Source organism: Nocardia miyunensis NBRC 108239 (genome assembly GCF_001613065.1).
Lineage (GTDB): Bacteria > Actinomycetota > Actinomycetes > Mycobacteriales > Mycobacteriaceae > Nocardia > Nocardia miyunensis.
In genome coordinates, this window is record NZ_BDBQ01000202.1 from 1 (window position 1) to 812 (window position 812).

Annotated in this window: 1 pseudogene; it reads left to right on the forward strand. The window is 66.6% G+C overall.

What is annotated here, in order from left to right:
* A pseudogene (locus NM2_RS46995) lies at positions 1 to 699 on the forward strand (hypothetical protein); the annotation flags it as partial.
* Between the last annotated feature and the right edge of the window lie 113 nt (positions 700 to 812).

Genomic DNA, 812 nt, shown 5'->3' on the forward strand with positions numbered 1-812 from the left:
CTCGACTACGGCGCAGGCGGCGAAATGCTCACGGACGGAACAACAGTCGACCTCAGCGGCCGCGCCGCCGATCGAGTCCACGACGCCACACTCTCGGCGCTGCTGGAGTCCACCGGCGGGCTCACCGGCAACGTACTCACCCCGAAACTCGCGGCACTGCTCACCCAGGTCTCGCACGATTTCAACGCATTCACGCCACTGTTGCAGGCGATCGGCACCACGGCCCGCTCGTTCACCGAAACCCAGCGGTTGCCCCCATCGGTCCTGTTCGACGGGTTCGGTTCGACCCTGGCGGGACTGCCGTCCATGCTCGACGGCGGCATAGCGGTCGTGTATTCGGCCTATACGAACCAATATCTCCGATCGCCGGAACACATCGCGCGCTATACCCAGCTGTTCGGTGGCATCCAGAATCAATTGCTGCCCACCGTCGTTCGAACGGCCGGCACCGGACAGCGGTACTTCGGCGGGTTCATCCCCATCGCCACCGCGATCCTCGATCAACTGTCCGGATCGGTGAGCACACCGGAACGCTCCGCACAGCAGCTCGGTGAACTGCTGGATCGGCTCCGCGCCGGATTCCACGACACCCCCGGCGGGCCGACGCTCGACGCGGACGCCGAACTCGGTGTCGTCCCAGGCCTGGCGGGACCGCTCACCGCGCTGCTCGGGCAGCATCCCGCGACGGGGGGACACTGATGTCGACTCGCTCTCTGGCCATCCGGCTGACCGTCGCCGTCCTGATGACGGTCGTCGCGCTGGTCGGCGTGTTCCGCGTGATCGAGCGACCGGTCAGCGGTGAAACCGACTCG